We start from the raw sequence: 22,489 nt of genomic DNA, 5'->3' as shown, positions 1-22,489 counted from the left end.
ACTGCTACGTGCTAGAAGTAAGTTAGCTTTAGCAATTTGGAGCGCGCGATCGATTCAATCATATCGCCGAAAAATTTATCGCTTCTAGGGTTCCGATTCAGCACGAATGTCTGGTCCAAGAGAAGCAAACTGTTTCGGATTTCCGAGCAGTCACACGGAAGGATAAAAGCCTGGGAGAGACGATGAACAGCAATGGTGCTGTTGCGCCTCTTTCAGGCTTTTTAAGTGGTGCATTTCCTGTTTTGCATTGATTTCACACTCTAGAAGGAAGTTTTAGATGTTCAGATCTCGTTTTGTCAAACTTTTCGCATTTGCATTCATTGCTCTATTTTGGACGATCGCTTGCTCTCCCCAGGCTTCAAACAATACAGCGAACAATACACCTCAACTCTCTGTTTCGACGAATCCATGGTCTGGGTATTCAGGTCATCATGTTACGGTGAAGAAAGGGTTTTACCAGGAAGCAGGACTCCAGGTTGAGGACACTTTGTTTCAGTCAAACACCGAGCAAATTACTGCTTTTCTATCTGGGAAGACGGATGTGGCTTGGTTGACCGCAGGCGATGTCATGCAAATGGCAGGGAAAGATCCGAATGTGAAAATTATCTTTCTCGTTGACTATTCAAACGGATCTGATGGCATCTTGGGACGCGGGATTAAGTCCCCAGCAGAGTTGAAAGGTAAAACAGTAGCACGTGAAGATGTGTTGTTTGAAAAAGTGTTGCTGCGGGCGTATCTCGAAAAAGGCGGTTTGACGGAAAAAGATATCACCATTAGAGATCTACCTGCGCCTGATGCGGCAACTGCGTTTAGCGCGAAGCGAGTCGATGCTGCTGTGACCTATGAACCCTTTTTGACGAAGGCAGCCAAAGAAGGGGGCGGAGAGATTATTTTCAGTACGAAAGGAACGAATCTGATTGCAGATGTGATTGTGACCCGTGCGAATCTGATTGCTAGTCGCAGAGACGATTTAATCAAGTTTCTCAAAGCTGCCGATCGGGGAATTAAGTTACTGAAATCGGGTGATCCGGACGCGATCGCTGCTGCTGCGAGCCGACTAGGAATTAAGCCTGAAGAGTTGAAAGAACAGCTTGCGGGCATTACTTTGTTCGATATTGAAGGCAATAAAACGATTGGATTTAATCCTGAGAATCCGAATAACGCCATTAAGAGCTTTGAACTGATGGCGAAAGGGGCTTATGATTTCAAAGCCGTGCCACAGCCGCTTGATGTGAAGTCGCTGTACGATGATTCGATTGTGAAGTCGCTGTAGTTTGGAGCGAGCCTGTTTGAATTGTAAGTGCTCAAAAGAGTAGGGGATAGGAAGTAGGAGTTGAGGAATATTTCCTTGCTAGCTCTCTACTCCCCACTCCCCACTCCCTAGAAGAGAGAAGTACTTTTTAATACTGCTCTATTCCGTACATTTGAGAGGATTTACTTCATTGCTTGACTTGTGCTACAAGTTTTAGCAGCATCAAACAGGTTTCAAGCTTACAGTACAAATTTGCTTCTAGGGTTCCGGTTCAATGTTGAGTTGAATGGCTGGTCCAAGAGAAGCCGCTTATCTAGAGTTGAGAACATCTTCTAGATAAGTTACACGGAGGGATAAAAGCCCGGGAGAGCCAACCAGCAGACTAATCTTGCTGACGGCTTCCTGGGCTTTTGTAGTTGCAATGAGGAACTGAGAATGACGATCGATTCTGCACACATCACCTATGAAGAAACGATTCCAGGCGGTGCCTACTGGTCACGAGTGATTCGGCGCAATGACACATTGCGGATTCTAGCTCCAGAAGGTTCGAGTGGCGTAGCGCTCTTGTGCTATAACGCGGACAATCCGATCGAGCGATACAATGCAGCGGATACCGCGAAAATTCAGTTCAATGCTTTCTTAAAGAAAGGCATGGTCATTTATTCAGACATGGGACGAATTTTGTTCTCGATCGTTGAAGATACCTGCGGTTACCATGACACTCTCGGCGGATGTAGTAACCTCGCAACCAATGCAAAGTATGGCGAAGGCGACTACAAAAATTCGCGAGACAACTTTCTGCTTGCCCTGACGAAGCGTGATCTGGGCAAAAAAGATATCATGCCGAACTTAAATCTCTTCACCCGCATTGCAGTAGAGCCAAATGGCAATCTAGTTTGGGCAAACAAAACGGCTCAACCCGGACAATACATTGATCTCAGAGCCGAGATGAATGTGCTGGTCGTCCTCTCGAATTGCCCGCATCCGCTTGATCCAAATCCAGCGTATGACCCGAAACCGATTCAAGCAACTGTCTGGAGTTCACCTGCTCCCACTGCGGATGATCTGTGCCGAACTGCGAACCCAGAAGCCAAGCGTGGCTTCCAAAATACTGATGCCGTTTTCGCGTAATGTAGGAGCCTTTCAGTGATGACTTCAACGATTAGTACTCAACTCGATCCCAAGCTCGCAATCTACGATCAAGTTCTTCCATCTCGCAAACCTTGGGCGAAAGTAATCAAAAAAGGACAAACCCTGCGGATTGTAGATTTAGGTGGAAATCAAGCGGTTGATTTTCTGGTTTACAATGCCGATGATACGAGTGAACGTTACAGTGCTCCAGATACCATTCGCGCCCAAGGAAATATTTTTATTACCACTGGAACAAAGCTCTACTCGAACGATGGCAATGTTCTCATGACTGTTCTCAACGATACCTGTGGTCGGCATGATACGTCGGGTGGAGCTTGCAGTTGTGAAAGTAACTCTGTGCGATTTGGACTAGATAAAAAATGGCAACATGCCTGCGTAGAAAACTTCCTTTATGCCTTGAAAGACTACGGCATGGGCAAGCGAGACATGACGAGCAACATCAACTTTTTCATGAATGTTCCAGTCAGTGAAGATGGAACGCTAGAAATTGTGGATGGCATTTCTGATCCTGGTAGCATCGTTGATCTACGTGCAGAAATGAATGCCCTAGTGGTGATCTCAAATTGCCCTCAAATGAATAATCCGTGTAACGGCTACAATCCAACTCCGATTCAACTCATTGTGTGGGATAGCTAGTGATCGGGCAGATTTGCTATGAAGGGTAGGGGAATAGGGGAAACACTAGAAATGATTCTTGCTCCCCACTCCCCACCTCCCCAATATGACTAACTCCTAGAGCCACAATTTCTATCCCCCTTACCCTACAAGTGCCTTTTATGTTTCAAAAAATTCTGATCGCCAATCGCGGAGAGATTGCTTGCCGGATTATTCGGACGCTCGATCGCTTAAATATTGCTTCAGTTGCCGTCTATTCGGAAGCAGATCAATATGCTCGGCATGTCGCGATCGCAACTGAAGCCGTGGCGATTGGTTCTGCATCCGCAGCAGATAGCTATCTGAGATGGGATCGAATTCTCGAAGCAGCAAAACAAACAGGCGCAGAAGCAATTCACCCAGGCTATGGCTTTTTGAGCGAAAATGCTGAATTTGCAGAAGCTTGTACAGCAGTAGGAATTGTCTTTATTGGGCCGACTCCTGCACAGATGCGAAGCTTTGGTCTGAAGCATACTGCACGAGAACTTGCGGCTCAGAATCAAGTTCCCTTGCTTCCGGGTACTTCGCTCCTCGAAAATGTTGAACAAGCACAAGCTGAGGCTGAGAAAATTGGTTATCCCGTCATGCTCAAAAGTACAGCGGGAGGAGGAGGAATTGGCTTACAGCTTTGCCACAGCCAAGATCAACTGGCGGAATTGTTCCAAACAGTACAACGCCTCAGTCAAAACAACTTTAAGCAAAGCGGAATCTATCTAGAACGCTATGTCCAAAAAGCGAGACATATCGAGGTACAAATTTTTGGCGATGGGCAAGGGCAAGTGATTGCACTCGGCGATCGCGATTGTTCAGTGCAACGTCGTAATCAGAAAGTCATCGAAGAAACCCCCTGTCCTGGAATCAGTGAATCTCTCCGACAACAGTTATACGAGGCAGCATTGCGGCTTACAAAAGCGATCGATTATCAATCCGCTGGAACCGTTGAATTTGTCTTTGATGTCGATCGACAAGAGTTTTACTTTCTTGAAGTCAATACTCGTCTACAAGTCGAACATGGCGTGACTGAAGAGGTGACAGGCGTTGATTTGGTCGAATGGATGGTTCGGCTCGCAGCAGGCGATCGCAGTTTTCTAGAAAATTACCAACCGCAAACAGAAGGACATTCGATTCAGGTGCGTCTCTATGCTGAAGATCCGGGTAAAAACTTTCAGCCAAGTTCTGGGATCTTAACTGAAGTCAAATTTCCAGCAACCGTTCGATGTGATGCTTGGATCGATCGCGGGACAGAAATTACCCCTTACTATGATCCGTTAATTGCAAAACTGATTGCTCATGCAGAATCGCGAGAAAGCGCGATCGCTCAACTCAAATCTGCATTAGATCAATCTACCGTTGCAGGCATTGAGACAAATCTCGACTTTTTGCGCCAAATTCTAGCAAGTTCAACCTTTGCCGCAGCAGATCTCAGTACTCGGTTTCTCGATTCGTTTGAGTACTTGCCCAACTCGATCGAAGTTCTACAACCCGGAACCTTTAGCACAATTCAAGATTATCCGGGTCGCATGGGCTATTGGAATGTTGGTGTTCCTCCTTCGGGACCGATGGATCATCTTGCTTTTCGCTTAGCCAATCGGTTAGTTGGAAATTCTGAATCTTGTGCTGCACTAGAACTTACTGTTACAGGGCCTACCTTACGATTCAACTGTGATACTGTCATTTGCTTAACAGGTGCGCCAATGCGCGCAGAGCTAGATGGGGTTGCGATTCCGTTTTGGTCAGCGGTTCCAGTTTTAGCAGGAAATACTTTGAAACTGAGTACGATCGAGGGAGCAGGGACACGTACCTATCTTGCAGTACAAAATGGTTTTGATGTTCCAGATTATCTCGGCAGTAAATCAACTTTTACGTTAGGTAAATTTGGCGGGCACTGCGGCAGAGTTTTGCGGATTGGGGATATTCTCAAACTGAATGTACCGGATGAGCCTGCTCGTTGCCATTCGCTACCAACCGAGCTTATCCCGACCTACACTCACAACTGGGAAATCGGAGTGCTTTATGGGCCTCATGGTGCGCCGGATTTCTTTACTGATGATGATATTGAAATGCTCTTTTCAACCGACTGGGAAGTGCATTACAACTCTGCTCGAACCGGAGTGAGATTGATCGGCCCGAAACCCCAATGGGCGCGTCAGGATGGCGGTGAAGCGGGATTGCATCCGTCGAATATTCATGACAATGCTTATGCGATCGGGACAATTGACTTTACAGGAGACATGCCGATTATTCTCGGCCCCGATGGGCCTAGCCTCGGTGGGTTTGTCTGTCCAGCAACGATCGTCCAAGCTGAACTTTGGAAAATGGGACAGCTTAAACCCGGTGATAAAGTTCGTTTCAAACGCTTATCGCTTGCAGAAGCAATTCAAAAAGAACAGGTTCAAGATCAAGAAATTAGTACCTTAAAACCGCAAAAAGTTGACCCTGTTCATTCATCAGAACCAGACAGTGCGATTCTGCATGAAATTCCAGGTTCTGCTGAGCAAATTGCTGTGAAGTATCGCAGGTCAGGAGATAAGTATCTACTCGTCGAATATGGCCCGCTTGTGCTCGATCTCAATCTGCGGTTTCATGTTCATGCGTTAATGAACTGGTTACTCGATCATCCTCAAGCCGGAATTTTAGATCTCACGCCTGGAATTCGATCGCTACAAATTCACTACGATAATCGTGTTTTACCTCTACAAACATTACTGTCTATATTGATTGCCGCAGAGGGTGAGCTTCCTTCGATCGATGAAATGGAAGTCCCAACTCGGATTGTTTATCTGCCGCTCTCTTGGGATGATGACTCGACCAAACTCGCGATCGAGAAATATGTCCGATCTGTCAATCCTCATGCTCCTTGGTGTCCGAGTAACATCGAATTTATCCGGCGCATCAATGGTTTAGATACGATCGAGCAAGTTCGCGAGATTGTATTTAACGCAAGCTATTTAGTCATGGGCTTAGGTGATGTTTACTTAGGTGCTCCAGTTGCTACGCCGATTGATCCTCGACATCGGCTCGTTACGACAAAGTACAATCCTGCTCGAACTTGGACACCCGAGAATGCTGTTGGAATTGGTGGAGCCTATCTCTGTGTCTATGGCATGGAAGGTCCTGGAGGTTATCAATTTGTTGGGCGAACTATCCAAATGTGGAATACCTTCCACGAAACCACAGAATTTGAACCAGGTAAACCTTGGCTGCTGCGCTTCTTTGATCAAATTCGCTTCTATCCAGTTTCGCCTGCTGAACTCTTACAATTCCGGCAAGACTTTATTCATGGCAGAGTTCACCTCAGAATCGAAGAGGAAACCTTCAATCTCAAGCAGTACAATGAGTTTCTCCAATCGATTGCTGCTGAAACGACTCAATTTAAATCGATTCAGCAAGCTGCTTTTGAGGCAGAACGCGATCGCTGGGCAGCAAATCCTCTTTTGAATCAAGTTCTTGAGGATGAAGACGTTGCGATCGCAGAACAAACATTTGAGCTACCTCCCGATAGCGAAGCTGTCATTGCCCAAGTTCCAGCAAATGTCTGGCAGATTGTTGTTGAGAAAGATGCGATCGTTAAAGTGGGCGATCGCTTAGTCATTCTTGAATCGATGAAAATGGAGATTGCCATTACTGCGCCTGTAGATGGCGTTGTGTCTGAGATTTTCTGTGCTGAAGGGCAGATGGTATCCGTTGGACAGATGCTTTGTGTGATTACATCCGGTTGATCAACCTGCAAAATTCAGACGCAATCTGATAAGAGCAACTCGCACTGGATTACTAGTTGAGTAATGATGCGCCAGGTTGTTCTTCTGGATCGCGGGTATACCAATATGCCCAAGCTAGTAAAACGGCTTGCAGGGGCAGTCTTGCCCAGTATAAAAATTGGCTGTGAGGAATGCCATCGATTTGAATATCATGCACTGCCAAGTAGATGTTGGCGGGAAATACAGCAATAAATAGGGAAATTAAACCCCAAGCGGCAGCAACAGAGAGCCAAGGAATCAGTAAACCAATGCCACCTAAAATTTCAAAAAAGCCGCTGACATACACTGAAGGAAAAGCAGGAAATACAGGAGGGACAATGCGAGCGTATTGTTCTGCGCTCACAAAATGTGTGATACCTATAATAATCAGAGAAACAGCGAGGATGCCTCGAAGAATCTCTTTACGCCGAATTGGTTTAATGTTCATACTTTAGAGCAAGAGAGAAGTACGCGGACATCATAGTCGAGCGTTTAGAGCGATCGCGTCTGTCTAGAGATAGCACGATGCAGTTCTAGCGTCTCAAATAAGGCAGAAATTGCTGAGCAGGGCGACTTGTCAGAAGACTTTGCATATCTCCCCAATTGTGCTCGTGTACAAGAATGTACACCTATGAATTTGGAGAGTTGATGATGCTTTATGAATCTTTCGAGCGCTTGGCTTTCGCGATCGCGCTTTTAGGAGTTGTGATGTTACATGCAGCCTCTGTTCGAGCTAATGAGCGAACCTCTAATGCTGCTCAAGAACGGAAAGATAGCTCAGTTATATTGAGCAATGGCTCGGTCAGCTTGAATCCGCAACCGGAACCCCCTGGAAGCAGAGGAGGAGGTTCAAATGATTAATTCGCTACAATGTTGTTCTAGCTCTCAAATCAGTCTGCTCTGTGTATGAAATTTCGGGTTGTGCGAATCAGCGCTGTCATCTTGATGCTCAGCAGTTGCGCTGGACAAAACGGGTTGATTCCAAAAACTCGGTGTAAAACCGCAGTCGCGATCGCGACCCAAACCTGGACAGTGAATTACTATATCAACAAAACCAGTGGCGGTTTGAACACGCAACGAATTCAAACCTTTCAGAGCAACACGATTACTAATCTGAACGGTGAGAAGCCTGTTGATGCAGTTTCCGTTGATGATAACGGGGTAGGGTGGGGTGCAATTCCTCCACGCCCGACTGCTGATGAAGTTGATCAGCGTCGTGATATTCAGGAACGTAATGATCCGCCTCAATTACAGCGATCGGTGACGTATCAATTGCAATGTGAGAATGGAACACTTTCAACGGATGCACTCACCTATCGAGAAGCAGCGAGAGCAATTCGATCAGGGCAGGATGTGAGAGCTAGCTACATCGGAAATCGCCTGATGAAGATTGAATCTCGTGATTCTCGTTAGCTTAAATGGATTCAATCAGGTTGAGTAGGAGCGGACTGATTAGGATTGGGTGTGTTATTTGGCGGCTGATTGTTGCCTTGACACATAAAAAAGCCTAAAGCGATTAAAAGACCAATCGCTCCAAGTACAACTTTATAGGGTGGTGTTTGAGGCTGAGATGTCGGTGTTACTCTTTGAATTGAGGTCGATGGCTCCGATTTCTCCACAGAGGTCGGGGTTGTTGCTTTTCTATTCCTTCTTACCTCTGAAGGTGCTCCTACCCAAACTGCGGAACGTTCGCCCTTTTGATTAACGCAATAGACTGCCTGATCGTCCCACAGGGGTTTTTCGGTCTGAGTTGAGATATCGACCCATGTGGGTGTAACGCGTGGGGGAAAAATAGGAGCTGATCTTCCATGAAGGACATCATTAATATCGAAAGGTGGATGGAGCACCGGAGGAACATAACTCGTTTCTCCTAAGTTCTGATTGATTTCAGATCGCTCTCGTTGCAAATCTTCAATCTGCTTATCGATCGCTTGTCTTCTCGAACGTAGGTACGAATTCCAATCAAAGTATTTCATATCTCTCTGCCCCTGATCATTGTTGAGAGACTTATTACCTTCAGAGTATCAGACTCCTCAATGGCTGAAAGACTGTCGTAATGAAATGAAAGATCGAGAATTGATAGCGAATACGAAAATACTGAAGCTAGCAGAGCGGTAGATAAATGGACTACACCTATGAAGCAGATTAGCAAAACTCAATCGTAGCGAACATGGTAGCGTAGGGGTCTAGCCCCCTACGTTCCTCTAGTTCAATCAGCAGATTTACTATTTTCTACTTTCGGCTTTTAGCTCGTTTTGGAGCCGATCGCTCAACTGCCGCATTATAGATGCTCTCATTCGCTTGAGCCGACTTAAACAAATCGACGATCGGGCGCGGATAGTCTACTCCAATGCGTACCTGAAATCGCTGCTGCTCAACGGGTAGTAACTTCCAAGGCTCATGTACCTTCGCTGCTGGAACATCCTTCAATGCAGGCAGCCAATGTTTCACATAAGACCCATCTGGATCGTAGTCCTTTGACTGCTTGATGATGTTAAAAAACCGAAATCCCCGCGCATCATTTCCCACACCTGCGTTATAGTTCCAATTTCCCCAGTTACTACATACGTCATAGTCAATCAAAATTGATTCAAACCATTCAGCGCCCCACTGCCAATTGATACCCAGATTCTTGGTTAGAAAACTAGCAACATTCTGCCGTCCCCGATTCGACATAAATCCAGTTGCCGCAATCTCTTGCATGTTGGCATCAATGAGTGGAAATCCAGTGTTTCCAGTTTGCCAAAGTTCAAAGCGATCGACATCATCTTTCCATGGGATCGAAATTCCCAGTAAGCCCGATTGATAAAAAATCTGATTGCCATGCTTCGCGCAGATAAATCGGAAAAAGTCCCGCCACAACAGTTCAAAAATTAACCAGTACGTTGAATCATTGCGAACGCGCTGAGATTCATAGTTCTGAACTTGCGAATAGATGTAACGCGGGGACAGACAGCCTAATGCTAACCAAGCTGAGAATTTTGACGAATAATCCACTCCTAGCATTCCATTACGCGTCTCTTTGTAAGCCTTTAAAGCATCCTGCTTCCAAAAATATTCTGCTAACCGAGCTTTCCCCGCCGTTTCTCCACCCTGGTAAGGAATCATCCCTCTAGGGTCACGTTGAGGCGGTTCTAGTCCTAACTCTTCTAAAGTTGGAATTTCACCTCGATCGATATCGGGCAATTCTGCTAATCGTTCAGGCGTGGGAAACATTTCATTGACAGTCGCAGACTTCTCAACGCCTTTGCGAAAGTTCGTGAATAGCTCTGGAATTTCCTTGATTGCAAACGGCAAATCATCGGGATGATAAAGCGTCATTCCCCAAAATGCTTGTATCGAAGTCCCGATCGCTTTTAATGCTTCTCTGAGGTTGTCTTCAACCTGTGTCTCTTCTGAAGTAACTTCGTGATAGTAATAAACGGACTCTACTGCTAATGCTTTGGCGATCGCGGGAATCATTTCTTCTGCTTTTCCCTGCCGAATGATCAAATCACTCCCCAGCGATCGTAAATTCTGCCGCAAATCGGCGACGCTCTCTAACAAAAACTGCGCCCGAAATGCTCCAGTTTTCGGAAATCCGTAAGGAGTTGTACCAAACTGCCTCGGTTCAAAACAGTAAACGGGAATCACCGTTGCCCCTGAACGAATCGCTTTCATTAACGGCTCATGATCATGCACCCGTAAATCATTGCGATACCAAATAATAATCCGCTGTTCTGCCACGATCGATTCCATAACGCTTCACGCTCGATCGTAACGTTTTTTAACAAAAAAGCTCAGCGATCGCCAATTTGGCGATCGCTGAGCAATTCCCTACGAATTAAAGTTCTAGCTAACGAAAACAGGAATACCAGCGAGCACTTGACTCAACAATCCGGGAATGAGTTGCATCGCAAATTGCAGCGCGAAGATTGCCAGAATTGCGGAAAAATCGATTCCACCCAGTGGCGGAATAATTCGACGAAAGATATTCAAATACGGATCGGTCAACTGGCTCAAAATTGCGAACGGTTGGCTATACCAATCGATCGTCGGGAACCAACTGAGCAAAATTCTGATAATCAACAGTGCAAAGTAGATTCCTAAAAACTGTTGAATCGTCGTGATCAAGAGAATAGCTGGATTCATAGCCTTTTCGGTTCCTCTGAATGTAGGGATGGGTGATTCACATTGAGAATAGTTTAAGCGATTTTTTTGCGACTTGTACTCTTGCTCGCAGTACATCCTGCCTTAATCTTCTCGCATCGATCCTTCTCGATCTTGCTCGATTGCGCGTCCATTGACGTTTCCCAACTGCTGACGCACATCATCGATCGCATCATTCAACTGTGCGATTTTATCTTCCAAACTGCGTCGAGCCAATTCGATATTCTGTTCAGCCGATGCCCGCATCCGCCGCTTCGATTTGACTCTCGCATCTGCCAATTCAGGCTTTGTGCCGTCTTCTCCTTCTTCTGCCAAGCGTTGCGAAGTCAGTGCTGCACCAATAATGCCGCCTACCACGCCGCCCACGATCGCGCCGAGGACAAATCCACCGGAAAAATTATCTTGCTGACTCATGGTTGGTCGTCTCTGAACATCTCTCTTATTGTATCGACCTTTACGTTCCGAAAATACGATCGCCCGCATCCCCCAATCCTGGGACGATAAATCCGCGATCGTTCAACGTTTCGTCAATTCCTGCTGTATAAATCGTCAAACTCGGATAAGCCGTTCCCAATTTTTGCAGCGCTGGCGGAGCGGCAACGACTGCCACGATTCGGACAAGTGCAGGATCGATTCCCCGCTTGGTCAATTCTTCCATTGCGCATACCGAACTGCCACCAGTTGCCAACATTGGGTCAACGATCAAAACGCGCGTTTCAGGATTGAATTGATCCGGCAGTTTATTCAAGTAGCAACTTGCTTCTAGGGTTTCTTCGTTGCGGACAAGTCCTAAATGATAAATCGAGGCTAAAGGCAAAAGCGCCTGTGCGCCATCGAGCAATCCGAGTCCCGCCCGCAAGATCGGTACGACGACGACCGGAACTTCTGGGTTGATAAAGGTGGCAGGACAGGGTGCAAGCGGAGTCTCGATCGTCATGTCTGTCGTGGGCAACCATTCCCGAATTGCTTCATAGGTCAACCAGCGCCCTAATTCTGTAATGGCACTGCGGAAGAGTGCTGAAGGCGTAGAAGCGTCACGAGCAACGCCAAGCCAATGCTTAATTAACGGATGGGGGGGAACGTATACACGCAGTTGCAGAGTCATAAATCGCTCATCAGAATTGAATCTGAACCATCATACTCCTTCTGCTCTAATATTTTCGGTTATTTTAATCAGCGGAAAATCATTGGATCGCGACAAGTTATTGAAATAAATTCTCATCTGTATTGACAAGAGTTTTCAATAAGCTTTATAGTGATTTTCAGTGTTCTCCTCTCTAGAGGATCGGCAGATGGACGTAGAAAACGATGGATTTTTTACGTCCGCTTTTTTTGAAAATTACGATCGAGACTTCAAATACTCAAATTTTTAGATCAAAGCGTTTTGCGATCGCTCAAGTGAGCCATTATTCTAAAAGCTGGATCGGTAAGTAAGTTTGGAAGCTTCTAAAGTCTTGGTCTGTTGTAAAAATAGAATCGTTACGGCGATAAGCAGCAGCACAGATCAGAAAGTCTGTATTCGATCCTTGAATTCCATTGCGGCGACAAGTATTAAAGAATTCAGCAGCGATTTCGTAGTCGTCTTGCACTAGGGTTAAGTCTGGAAACGCTCGAAGATAGTCCCGTAGCCTTGTAAATTGTTCGGTTGTGCGAATTCCGGAGAGAATTTCTTGGCGAATGGCTCCGAGAATGCTGACCTCATCTTCAGCAATGAGAGTGCGAAGTCGATCGACAATTTCAGAATTAGGCGTATTGCGACGCAAAGCCAGCGACCAAATTGAGGTATCTACGATCACGCTCATGAAATTTGGCGTTGCGCTTTGTAGTCGTAGGTTTCGTCGTAATCGATCGTTCCGAATAAATCAATAATTTTGCGACGTTGGCGACGCTGGATATATTCGCGCAAAGCAGCTTCGATGACAGATTCTAGGTTCTGTTGTTCATCGAGTGCCAATGCTTCCTGAATTAAAGATTCATCTAGATTGAGCGAGTGAGTCATTACCAGTAGTGATGTTGTGATTGCTCCATTTTATCTATGTTTCAAGGCTTAGATTCGGATGATTGGAGTTTTTGAATTTCAGCGATCGGTAACAACAAGGCACTTTCAATTTCAGATCTCACTCTAGCGCTAATCTTGCAATCACTCTTGAGGCAGTCAGCGAGCAATACGTTGGCACTATAATAATCTCTCAAAGCACGCAACTCTAAATCGCTAAATTCTAATTCTTGAAAAACGGATTCGTGTTTCGCTACAAAGCCTCTAAGTTTTTTATTCCAATCTGCTCCGTTTAAATTCCACCATTCGATAAGATGCTTCAAATGATCGAATGCATTGCGCCCTACTGTCATAAACTCTACTTCCACAAACATGAATGGATGCTTCACGGGCTGCAAAATTCTATCTAGTTCGCCAGCTATTGGAAGTTTCGCAATAGCCTTCAGTTGGTTTATGGGAGCTTCACCAACGCAACTTTCTAGAGATTGTGCCAGTTCATAACACTTATATCGAACACGATCTCTTGCAAAATACAAGGCATCTTGTAGCCCAATTTGTTTTTCAGAATAAATTAAGAAGAGAGCAGAAGCAATATTGTAGACGTACTCTATTGCTTCCTCAAAACAAATAGCACGAATTATGTGCAACCAATCTTCGGCATCAGCAAGCGAAGGAAACTCCAGTTCTGATTCTTGTAAGAGAGCTTCCGCATTGGGATAATTATGATTAATTTGATTAAGTAGTAGATCTATTTTAGGTGTTCTAGCTACTAGGCTATCAATCTCCCTTTTCACGAGTTTAACTAAAGCATCTGCTTCTGGTAACATCTCAACAGTTAATAGGAATACTTCACGCCATCGTTTATCTGCTACATGAGCTGCTAACTGATTTAATATCAAGTTGTTTGTTGATGGATTAGAGTTTTTGACAATTTGACATGCTGCGAAATACTCACGAAAAGTTGAATGTGAAAATGAATAATATTCTCGTGTGCGTTTCACAAGGATTCCGTGCTGCGCTTCAATAGATCTTACAAATTCCTCAACCTCTAAGTCCTCTACTTTAGAGTCAAAATAGGTTAAATTTTCTAAAAAACTTCCTACAAGGGATTCAAGATAATCAATATCAAAAAGGTAATAATTTTCTTTAAAGCTTTGATATGCAATATGTCTAAATAACGCTTCTCTACTTTTAGAAGAAAGCTTTTTGTAAATAGGTTCACAAGATCTGTCTAGAACCACATTCCACCGCTTTTGATCCCATCGTTTGAGAAGCACATTAAAGGCATCTCTATACAATTTCCATTTTGGTAATGGAAAACTTTCTATATCTTCAAACACTAAACATAACAGCGTCAGTAACAGTGGATTTGTGGCTAATTCCTGAATGGGTGGATAAGCCTTCAACTGTTTGAGAAAGCGATCGCCCTTCACCCTATCTTCTCGGCTGCGAAACCACTTCCGAGCAAAATCTGCAATTTGATCCTCATCAAAATCAGCCACTTCGACCTCTGTAAACTGCTCAAACGTATATTCACGAGCAGCAATTCGACAAGTCACAACGAATTGATTGCGATGGTAACGCTCTGAAAGCTTTTGAACCTGTCGCAGAACATGAGAAACATCAGTTTCCCGAACCTCATCCAAACCATCGAGCAGAATCAGCGCATTTCCACGATCGAGCAATTCCCGAATCTCATCAAGTTCATTGCTTTCAAGATACAAACGAATGTATTCCAGTAAGTCAGGACGGTCTTGCGACTCCGCGAACTCTTTCAAGGTGATAAAGATCGGGACTCGCTGCGGTTGGAACCTCTCCCCGATGCACTGAATCGCCAAATGCTTGAGAAACGTCGTTTTTCCGGCTCCCGGTTTTCCTAAAATCATCAGCTTGCTGTATATATCAATCGCGACTAATCCCGGAACTGGTTCTTCTTTAACAGCTCCCAAACCAGATTGCTCAACTTGCTCAGCCGACGCCTCTCGCACCAATTCTGATAGCTTTAATTGTCTACATCCGGTGATTTTCTCCAGAATGTTGACGCTGGTGTAAATGTCATCTAAGCCAATTGGTTGCGACATATCCAATACTCGCATCGTGCCACAGCGTTTTTGCAGATGGGGCTTGATGCGATCGCGAAACTTCTGCACCAAATCCATCGAAGCGTCGATCTTCACATCTGGAGATTGAGCAGCAATTCCCGCAATTTCTTCCCAATTCAAGTCAAGCTTCTCGCAAAGTTTGACGAAAATCCGTCGATCGACCTTTTCTCCTCGACAAAACTTCTTCGAGGTCGCTGACGAACAATCTTCTCCTGCCAATTTCTCTTGACTTAATCCTTGATGAGTCAGTGCATGAGCAATTTGCTCAACTCCTGTTGGACATGCTTGAAGCGATCGACTTGCCATACTCTCTCACCAGCACAATCCCACAATTTTACACATCTCATTCAAAGTTATCCGCAAGTCAACCCAAACTCATCCAGACGATAACCCTTGTAGAGCCTGAACTTCAAATCGATCTCGCTGATAGTAAGAGTGTTAGTTACAAACTGATGATTATGCACAAATCGACACCTTCTCTCTTTCAGCAGGTTTTCTTCACCGTCGTTGCGTTCACGCTGCTATCCGGTGGCGGAGCGATTAGCATCGCGAGTCAACCCGAACTCACTCCAGAACAATCTCGTATTCTCGAAACGCTTGACACAACTTGGAAGATTGGCATCGGCACAATTTTTGGACTGCTTGGTAGTCAAACACCAACATTGCTCAATCCAAAACATGAGACAGATGAGGATGAGGCAAATGAAGCACATTCTTAGTCTGTCTTTGCTCTAGAGAATCGCAAACGGGCGCAGGAATGGGTAGATTTCTTGCGTCCTCTTTTTTGAGAACTACAATCGAGACTGCAAATGCTTAGATATCTGGATCAAAGCGATTTACGATCGCTCAGTCAATTTTTACTCTAACGATCGTCCGAATCAACTACTGCCGATGGAGCCAGTTTGCTGTGGCGACAGATGCGATCGTGCCGAGAAAATGTGCGCTGATCCCAATCATATTTGCCATTGCAACGAGCACATCTAAGGGGCGGATGATGCGAGTGGGATCATAGATGGCGACCCCTTGCGGTTGAGCGATCGATTTAGAGAGTAAGACTCCCATTGCTGCACCTCCGCCGAGAATTGTAAGCCCCATGCCAATAAATCCCGCAATGATTCCAATTCGCAGAATTCGCATTACTTCACTTTTTTTGGGATGAAGTTCTGGGTTTGGATTGCGAAGGCGACGCGCGAAACGAAGTTGACGGAATGCAAGATAAGCCGTAAACAGCAACGCGATGATGCCACAGACCGCCCAAAATATGCCAATGCCTAGTCCGGGAGTCGTTGCATTCTGAAAACCTCTGCCGATAGCTATCCCTGAGACAGCAGGAGCAACAGCTTGATTAAAATTCCGTCCAGCGATCGCAAATAGCAGCATCACGCCAGCCACAATGCCAAACCCAAGCTGTGTGATAATGCCGACCCAGCCAATTAAACGAAGGATCTTACCAATTTGCTCTAACTTATGAGAGAGGGAGTCATGGTCGATCGCAGTTGGAGTTTGCATTTTCATCCTCGAAATGTGTGCTATCCGCAAACATAATTCAAACTCAAACAACAAACGACCTTCCCTAGCCCGATATTCAATGGCTTAATTCTCAAAGCTAGTCCAGTCCGTAGTGATTCTCATGGATGCTTCATCTAACTCAAGTTAGATTGATCAAGCAACAGGAACTAGCTTAAAAATGCTATATCATCATCTCAATAAAAAGCCTGGGTCAGATTTCACAGTCGGAAAACGCTACCTGAGATGGCTTTGCGTGCCTCGAATAAGTTCTGCTAGCTCTGCTTCTCTCGTTGGATAGATGACTACTTCTGCCATTTGGTAGAAGTTAAGAGGAATGCTTTTTCTGTCTGATACCATTTTTTTATCACTATGCAAGTTGCCCGACTTCATCAAATCAATTTTTTAAAACAGCCCGACATCAATTCTTTCAATCGTCAACAGTCGCAGTTTACAGAACTGGCTCAAGAGCAATTTACTGATGTTGAGGGGGGCAAAATCTTGCAGAAGAGTGTATGAACCAACAGATCGATCCTTACCACGATCACTCTTCTCCAGAACAAGCGCGACTGATGCTCATCGAGCAAAATCGGCTCTTAAAGTTAGTTGCATCCGGTCAGCCGTTGGAAACTTGTCTGACTGAGGTTTGTCACTCGATCGCTCAACTTAATCCTGGGACTCACGCTTGTTTTTTGATTGCCGATGCACAACGGGTGTCTTTTTTGCAGGTGATTGCGCCCAGCCTGCCTGCTGCGTTTCGGCAAAGACTCGAAGGTGCTCTGATCAATGAATTCTGTATTGGAAGCTTCGGCGACGCGATGTATCGAGGTCAGCCCGTTTCCTGTCCTGAAATTGCCAATGACGATCGCTGGTCTTCGGAATGGCGATCGCTCTGTGTTGCTCACAATATCCTGGCGTGTCATTCTGAACCTCTCATAGGTGTCAATCATCTACCGTTCGGGTTGCTGATGTTATGTTTTGAACAAGCACGGATACGAACAGATTGGGAGTTTCAACTTGCCCAGTTTGGTACTCAGATTGCGAGTATCGTATTTGAGCGAGATCGAACCGACCTTGTTTGTCAAGACCGGGAAAAACAGTATCGCACGCTGTTTGAATCGATCGATGAGGGCTTCTGCATTTGCGAACTGCTGTTGAATCAGAATGGTGAACCTCAGGACTATCGACTTCTAGAAGTCAATTCTGCTTTTGAGAAATTAACAGGGCTAGAGCAAGCGACAGGGAAAACGGCACGAGAACTGGTTCCCAATCTTGAGGATTTTTGGTTAGAGACTTATGCTCAAGTTGTCCAGACAGGCAAGTCGATTCGATTTGAGCAGGAATCGATCGCGCTCGGTCATTGGTTTGATGTTAACGCTTTTCGCATCGGTGAGCCACAGCGCCATCAGTTCGCGTTGTTGTTTACGAACGTTACTGAGCGCAAACAGGCCGAAAAACTTGCACGTCAAGCGACCGAAATCGAGACATTTCGGGTGTCCTTAGTCGATGCGCTCCGTCCGCTTGCGCATCCAGTTGAAGTTCAGGCAACAGCGAGCCGAATGCTGGGTGAATATTTGAATGTCACTCGCGTCGTGTACTTCGAGGTTCAAGGCGCAGATTATGTCGTTGAGCGCGATTACGTGAATGGTGCAGATGCGCTGGCAGGTAGATACGCGATCGAATCATTTGGAGAAAAGGTACTCAAGGCTTACCGTGCTGGGCAGACAACTTCTGCATCTGACGTGACCGCCGATCCAAATTTGTCTCCAGAGCAGCACTCCGCGTATGCCGCGATTCAGATCAAGGCTCACATTGGCATACCGCTGATCAAAAATGGTGAGTTTGTAGCAGGGCTGGCAGTGCATAACGCTACTCCGCGAGTGTGGTTGCCCCAGGAAATTGCTCTAGCCGAAGAAGTTGCTGAGCGGACTTGGGCGGCGGTTGAACGTGCGAGTGCTGAAGCTGCCTTGCGTAATGCACATAAGCAACTAGAATCTGCTTTGGCGGCGGGAGCCGTTTATACCTGGCGCTGGAACATTCCTGCTTATCGAGTCATCATCGATGCGAAGTTTGCCCGATTGCTTGACATTGATGCTGCTGTAGCTACCACTGAAGGACTCCCGATCGAAACGTTCATCAACTGGATGCATCCCGACGATCGCGTTCTTGGCTTCGCTGCCCTTCAGCAGGCAATCACAACGGGCGAAGCGTACACCTCTGAATATCGCGTTCAGCTTGCCACCGGAGAGAAACGGTGGTTCACAGCACGCGGTCAGGTTGAGTATGATGCTACAGGCAATCCCATTGCATTACTTGGCGCACTTGCCGATATGACGGTTGCGAAGCGTCTTGAAGAGAGCCGCAGACGGGCAGAAGAAGACCGCGATCGCTTCTTTCAATTGTCTCAAGACATGCTAGCGATTGTGCATATGGACGGGTACTTTCTCCAGACGAATCCAGCCTGGGAAACCACGCTCGGCTATACGTTACCAGAGCTAACTGCTCAGCCTTACATTGAGTTTGTGCATCCTGACGATCGCGCGGCAACTGTGGCTGCAGCAGACCTCATTGCTCAAGGAATTCCACTGCATGAGTTTGAAAATCGGTATCGTGCTCGAAATGGCTCTTACCGTTGGATATCCTGGAGCGTTGCTCCCTTTATCGAGCAAAAGCTCATGTACTGTGTGGCGCGGGATATGACGGATCGTAAATCAGCCGAAGTAGAACGCGAACAATTACTTCAGCAAACTCAAGTTGCGAAGGAAGCTGCTGAAACTGCAAACCGGATTAAAGATGAATTTCTTGCGGTTCTATCTCACGAACTACGATCGCCGCTGAATCCGATTTTGGGCTGGACGAGGATGCTACAAACTGGCAGATTAAATGCGCCTCAAACGCAGCAAGCGTTAGCCACGATCGAGCGGAATGCCACACTGCAAGCTCAATTGATTGAGGATCTACTTGATATCTCCCGAATTTTACGCGGCAAACTCGTCTTAAATGTTGTTTCTGTTGATTTAGCAAGTATTATTCGAGCCGCGCTGGAAACAATTCGATTAGCCGCAGAAGCAAAAAATATTCAGATCCAGACAATGTTTGAGGGAACAAGATGGCGAGTTTCTGGGGATGTTGCTCGGCTCCAACAAGTGGTTTGGAATCTTTTGTCGAATGCGGTGAAGTTTACGCCTGAGCAAGGACGAGTTGAAATCTGCTTAAGCGAAGTTGGGCATCACGCGCAAATCGAAGTCAGTGATACCGGGAAAGGCATTTCTGCGGAGTTCTTGCCTTATGTGTTTGAGCGGTTTCGGCAAGAAGATGGCTCGACAACGCGCCAGTTTGGCGGATTGGGTTTAGGGCTTGCGATCGTACAGCAAATTGTTGAATTGCATGGTGGAACTGTCAACGTCAGTAGTCCTGGAGAACATCAAGGAGCAACGTTTACGGTTACGCTGCCCTTGGAGCAGATCGAATCGCCAAGCTCGCCCAATTCAGATGAATTGTTTGCTGTCGCCCATGCTTCTCTGGTCGGCATCCATGTGCTGATTGTGGATGATGAGCCAGATGCGCGCGATTTTCAGGCGTTTGTGTTGGAGCAACGAGGAGCGAACGTAACCGTGGTAGACTCTGCGATCGCGGCTCTACAACAATTGAATCAAGTCATGCCTGACGTTCTTCTCAGTGATATTGGTATGCCCAATATGGATGGGTATACGCTGATGCAACTGATCCGATCGCGTCCTCCGGAGCAAGGAGGGATGATTCCAGCGATCGCGCTTACAGCCTATGTCGGAGAATTGAATCAGCGAAAAGCAATTGAGGCTGGATTTCAGAAACATTTTGCAAAGCCAGTCGCGCCAGATTTATTAATTCAAGCGATCGCATCTTTAGTGAACAGTCCTAAGTGAACAGTCCTAAGTTTTCTCAGCAGCAAATCAGACTCCCGGTCTTCCCATTTCTTCACTTCGCCAACTTGATGTGATTGACGACTAGAAGCACAATAGGCTCTCGTGAGAACGTAAAGGGTTGTATCGCATGATCTGCGAGTGTCGATTCTCAGTCTCTATACTGGAGATATTGGGTAGGCAAGACAGATGGATGATTTATTCCAAGAGATTGAAGCACTGGTTGATCAAGGCTTTGAAGGATTGCTGGATATTGTGCGAGTGATCGAAGGGCGAGAGCCAAGAGAGCCTGAATTTCGTGTGAACCAGTCGGAAAATGTCGATCACAGCTCCCCAACTGATGAAAGGCAATCTTTCTTTAGCGAAAATACAGTTCTGAGTACGCCATCGAGCGAGGATAGTGTACAGCCGACCCTGGCAGGTGTGGGTGGATTGTCTAGCGTACTGCGAGAGCTACGCGAACTTGTCGAGCTTCCGCTCAAGCGTCCTAATGTATTAGCCGCGCTCGGATTAGAACCGACGACAGGCGTGTTGCTGACAGGACCACCTGGAACCGGAAAAACTCTCACTGCGCGAGCTTTAGCCACAGATCTCGATGTGAACTACATTGCGATCGTGGGTCCAGAAGTCATCGGAAAATACTACGGAGAAGCCGAATCTCGACTGCGCAGCATTTTTCAAAAAGCAGCACGGTCTGCTCCTTGTATTATCTTTATCGACGAAATTGATAGTCTTGCTCCCGACCGTTCTAAAGTCGAAGGCGAGGTCGAAAAGCGGGTCGTGGCGCAACTCTTGAGTCTAATGGATGGGTTTGCTAAGACAAAAGGGATTATTGTCCTAGCTGCAACCAATCGCCCGGATCATCTTGACCCTGCGTTACGTCGTCCAGGTCGGTTCGATCGAGAGATTGCATTCCGTGTGCCTGATCGCGGTGGGCGCTTAGAAATTCTTGAGATTTTAACGGCAATGATGCCCCTGCACGAATCCGTGGATCTCAATGCGATCGCGGATTTATCTGGAGGTATGGTTGGTGCAGATCTCAAAGCACTCTCTCAACAAGCAGCTTACTTAGCACTGCGGCGACTGTTGCCGAGCTTGGATAGTCCGATGCCTGCACAGATGAGTGTGACGCAGGTTGACTTTCTAGAAGCAATTCGACACATTAAGCCTGCGGTACTGCGATCGATTGAAATCGAAGCACCGAAAGTTACCTGGGATGCGATCGGCGGACTGGATCACATTAAACAAACGCTACAAGACTCTGTAGAAGGCGCATTGCTCTATCCTGAACTGTATGATCATACTAAAGCGAAAGCACCACGCGGAATTTTGCTATGGGGAGAACCTGGAACAGGTAAAACGCTTTTGGCGAAAGCGGTTGCGGCTCAAGCTCGGGCAAACTTCATTGCAGTGAATGGACCTGAATTGCTGAGTAAATGGGTTGGAGCCTCAGAACAAGCAGTGCGAGAACTTTTCACAAAAGCGCGTCAGGCATCTCCCTGCGTTGTTTTTGTCGATGAAATTGATACGCTTGCGCCAGCACGCGGGAGATATCAAAGCGATTCAGGAGTGAGCGATCGCGTTGTCGGTCAACTACTCACAGAACTCGACGGCTTGCATGACTGTACGAATGTGCTCTTCGTCGGAGCCACAAATCGCCCGGAAACCCTCGATCCTGCTTTACTGAGAGCAGGACGATTAGATTTGCAACTCAAAGTAGATCTCCCTGATCACATGAGTCGCCTTGCTATCTTGCACGTGCATAATCGCGATCGCCCGTTGGAGGAGGTAGAGTTAGACTCATTCGCTGCCCAAACAGAAGGCTGGAATGGGGCTGATCTAGCGCTGTTAAGCAATCAAGCAGCATTAGAAGCAGTGCGCCGCTATCGTACTCAAGGCATGAATGATCCGACCTGTTTGAGGATTACAATGGATGACTTTACGATCGCCTATCAACGGCTTTTGCTTCAGCGCGAAATGGCTCGTTAACTGCTTGTGAGCTTAGGAATGCGATCGAACCTGATCCCTGAAACGTCTTT

General features: G+C 46.3%; 19 protein-coding genes and 2 riboswitches. Of the genes, 9 read left to right on the top strand and 10 right to left on the bottom strand.

The features are described from left to right. Positions 1-73: 73 nt before the first annotated feature. Positions 74-179: riboswitch (guanidine-I (ykkC/yxkD leader) on the top strand. A gap of 98 nt (positions 180-277) precedes the next feature. The 4 genes from ACMUEV_RS07470 to uca all read left to right on the top strand — a co-directional run bounded on the left by ACMUEV_RS07470 (position 278) and on the right by uca (position 6,777). Then, complete coding sequence (locus ACMUEV_RS07470) at positions 278-1,273, top strand: ABC transporter substrate-binding protein (RefSeq protein WP_017289751.1); 996 nt, start codon at positions 278-280, stop codon at positions 1,271-1,273. A gap of 226 nt (positions 1,274-1,499) precedes the next feature. Beyond that, positions 1,500-1,622: riboswitch (guanidine-I (ykkC/yxkD leader) on the top strand. Between the two features lie 65 nt (positions 1,623-1,687). Beyond that, a complete protein-coding gene (locus tag ACMUEV_RS07465) occupies positions 1,688-2,383 on the top strand; it encodes an urea amidolyase associated protein UAAP1 (RefSeq protein ID WP_017289752.1) in 696 nt (231 codons plus the stop codon). 18 nt (positions 2,384-2,401) lie between these two features. Beyond that, positions 2,402-3,040, top strand: coding sequence for an urea amidolyase associated protein UAAP2 (locus tag ACMUEV_RS07460; protein ID WP_017289753.1), 639 nt, complete (start codon positions 2,402-2,404; stop codon positions 3,038-3,040). A gap of 140 nt (positions 3,041-3,180) precedes the next feature. Next, positions 3,181-6,777, top strand: a complete 3,597-nt coding sequence (gene uca / locus ACMUEV_RS07455; RefSeq protein WP_190652744.1) for an urea carboxylase — start codon at positions 3,181-3,183, stop codon at positions 6,775-6,777. A gap of 52 nt (positions 6,778-6,829) precedes the next feature. Here the strand turns inward: uca and ACMUEV_RS07450 are convergent, their stop codons facing one another. After that, positions 6,830-7,243: a hypothetical protein gene (locus ACMUEV_RS07450; protein ID WP_190652745.1), complete on the bottom strand. Its 414-nt coding sequence runs from the start codon at positions 7,241-7,243 to the stop codon at positions 6,830-6,832. A gap of 173 nt (positions 7,244-7,416) precedes the next feature. Here ACMUEV_RS07450 and ACMUEV_RS07445 point away from each other — a divergent pair, with 173 nt between their 5' ends. Continuing rightward, positions 7,417-7,656 (top strand): hypothetical protein, encoded by a 240-nt coding sequence (locus ACMUEV_RS07445; RefSeq protein WP_017289756.1) that lies wholly within the window; start codon positions 7,417-7,419, stop codon positions 7,654-7,656. Positions 7,657-7,701: 45 nt separating this feature from the next. Continuing rightward, positions 7,702-8,208 (top strand): hypothetical protein, encoded by a 507-nt coding sequence (locus tag ACMUEV_RS07440; RefSeq protein WP_190652746.1) that lies wholly within the window; start codon positions 7,702-7,704, stop codon positions 8,206-8,208. An 11-nt stretch (positions 8,209-8,219) separates the two neighbouring features. Here the strand turns inward: ACMUEV_RS07440 and ACMUEV_RS07435 are convergent, their stop codons facing one another. From ACMUEV_RS07435 to ACMUEV_RS07400, 8 genes are all read right to left on the bottom strand, one after another. Continuing rightward, the gene (locus ACMUEV_RS07435; RefSeq protein ID WP_190652747.1) at positions 8,220-8,771 is read right to left on the bottom strand and encodes a hypothetical protein; all 552 of its coding nucleotides are present in this window, start codon (positions 8,769-8,771) and stop codon (positions 8,220-8,222) included. Positions 8,772-9,027: 256 nt separating this feature from the next. Continuing rightward, positions 9,028-10,533 carry a DASH family cryptochrome gene (locus ACMUEV_RS07430; RefSeq protein WP_190652748.1) on the bottom strand — a complete coding sequence of 502 codons (1,506 nt, stop codon included), beginning with the start codon at positions 10,531-10,533 and terminating at the stop codon, positions 9,028-9,030. A 93-nt stretch (positions 10,534-10,626) separates the two neighbouring features. Further along, positions 10,627-10,926 carry a YggT family protein gene (locus ACMUEV_RS07425; protein ID WP_017289760.1) on the bottom strand — a complete coding sequence of 100 codons (300 nt, stop codon included), beginning with the start codon at positions 10,924-10,926 and terminating at the stop codon, positions 10,627-10,629. Between the two features lie 102 nt (positions 10,927-11,028). Next, a complete protein-coding gene (locus tag ACMUEV_RS07420) occupies positions 11,029-11,358 on the bottom strand; it encodes a hypothetical protein (protein ID WP_017289761.1) in 330 nt (109 codons plus the stop codon). Between the two features lie 40 nt (positions 11,359-11,398). Beyond that, on the bottom strand, positions 11,399-12,049 hold the full coding sequence (gene upp / locus ACMUEV_RS07415) for a uracil phosphoribosyltransferase (RefSeq protein WP_017289762.1): 651 nt from the start codon (positions 12,047-12,049) through the stop codon (positions 11,399-11,401). 301 nt (positions 12,050-12,350) lie between these two features. Further along, entirely contained in the window at positions 12,351-12,746 is a 396-nt protein-coding gene (locus ACMUEV_RS07410) for a PIN domain-containing protein (protein WP_190652749.1), read from the bottom strand. Next, positions 12,743-12,943 carry a type II toxin-antitoxin system VapB family antitoxin gene (locus tag ACMUEV_RS07405; protein WP_190652750.1) on the bottom strand — a complete coding sequence of 67 codons (201 nt, stop codon included), beginning with the start codon at positions 12,941-12,943 and terminating at the stop codon, positions 12,743-12,745. The genes ACMUEV_RS07410 and ACMUEV_RS07405 overlap by 4 nt, the downstream gene beginning before the upstream one ends. Before the next feature lie 41 nt (positions 12,944-12,984). Next, entirely contained in the window at positions 12,985-15,261 is a 2,277-nt protein-coding gene (locus ACMUEV_RS07400; protein WP_348251407.1) for an NACHT domain-containing protein, read from the bottom strand. 239 nt (positions 15,262-15,500) lie between these two features. On the opposite strand from ACMUEV_RS07400, the gene ACMUEV_RS07395 reads away from it, so the two are divergent. Next, a complete protein-coding gene (locus tag ACMUEV_RS07395) occupies positions 15,501-15,761 on the top strand; it encodes a hypothetical protein (protein WP_190652752.1) in 261 nt (86 codons plus the stop codon). 163 nt (positions 15,762-15,924) lie between these two features. Here ACMUEV_RS07395 and ACMUEV_RS07390 read toward each other — a convergent pair whose 3' ends face one another. Next, positions 15,925-16,551, bottom strand: a complete 627-nt coding sequence (locus ACMUEV_RS07390) for a DUF3611 family protein (RefSeq protein ID WP_190652753.1) — start codon at positions 16,549-16,551, stop codon at positions 15,925-15,927. Positions 16,552-17,063: 512 nt separating this feature from the next. Between ACMUEV_RS07390 and ACMUEV_RS07385 the strand changes: the two genes are divergently transcribed. Together ACMUEV_RS07385 and ACMUEV_RS07380 are read left to right on the top strand one after the other, a co-directional pair. Then, positions 17,064-20,453 carry an ATP-binding protein gene (locus tag ACMUEV_RS07385; protein ID WP_190652754.1) on the top strand — a complete coding sequence of 1,130 codons (3,390 nt, stop codon included), beginning with the start codon at positions 17,064-17,066 and terminating at the stop codon, positions 20,451-20,453. Between the two features lie 186 nt (positions 20,454-20,639). Continuing rightward, the gene (locus ACMUEV_RS07380) at positions 20,640-22,439 is read left to right on the top strand and encodes an AAA family ATPase (protein ID WP_199329660.1); all 1,800 of its coding nucleotides are present in this window, start codon (positions 20,640-20,642) and stop codon (positions 22,437-22,439) included. Positions 22,440-22,489: the final 50 nt, after the last annotated feature.

It is taken from the genome of Leptolyngbya sp. FACHB-1624, assembly GCF_047649235.1.
Taxonomy (GTDB): Bacteria; Cyanobacteriota; Cyanobacteriia; order Leptolyngbyales; family Leptolyngbyaceae; genus Leptolyngbya; species Leptolyngbya boryana.
Note: the sequence above shows the minus strand (reverse complement) of the source record. Positions and strands in the feature narration are given on the sequence as shown.